This window comes from Corallococcus terminator (assembly GCF_003611635.1).
GTDB lineage: Bacteria > Myxococcota > Myxococcia > Myxococcales > Myxococcaceae > Corallococcus > Corallococcus terminator.
On record NZ_RAVZ01000802.1, the window covers coordinates 1 to 460 of the forward strand.

Here is a 460-nt window from a genome sequence, read left to right on the forward strand (position 1 = left end):
GCCAGCAACAGGGACCGCAGGTACTGCGCGGGTGTCATATTTTCCCGATTGGCCACCTCAGCGAGGCGCTTCTTAGTCCCGCGGGGGAAGCGAGTCGCTACGAGGTCGCCACGACCTCCCTCGGGGCTTATAGGTATCTGAGCCATTGGTTAACCCTTCCGCGAAAAGAGCTGCCACGCGCGGATGGTCGCGCACTGGCCGAGCGAGCAACGCGAGCGAGGCCCGGCCAACTACGACCGGGCCTTACCTCTGGCTAGAAGGGCCACCCCGGGAGCCGGCAGTCACCCGCCTTCGTGGGAGACCAATGCAAATCCCGCTCGACTGGGAACAGGTCACGCACCAGCAGGGTCTCCAGCTCGACCAGGCTGACGTAGCCCCACTCGGCAGACTGAGGGTCGCCGAGACATGCGTACCCGAAGGCCAGGCCGTCGTCCTCGTCATACTCGATGACCCACCAATC

Annotated in this window: 1 protein-coding gene; it reads right to left on the reverse strand. The window is 64.6% G+C overall.

The features are described from left to right. Positions 1-253 precede the first annotated feature (253 nt). Positions 254-460 (reverse strand): DUF2958 domain-containing protein (locus D7V88_RS42205; protein ID WP_120546005.1); only part of this gene is annotated, 207 nt, incomplete at its 5' end.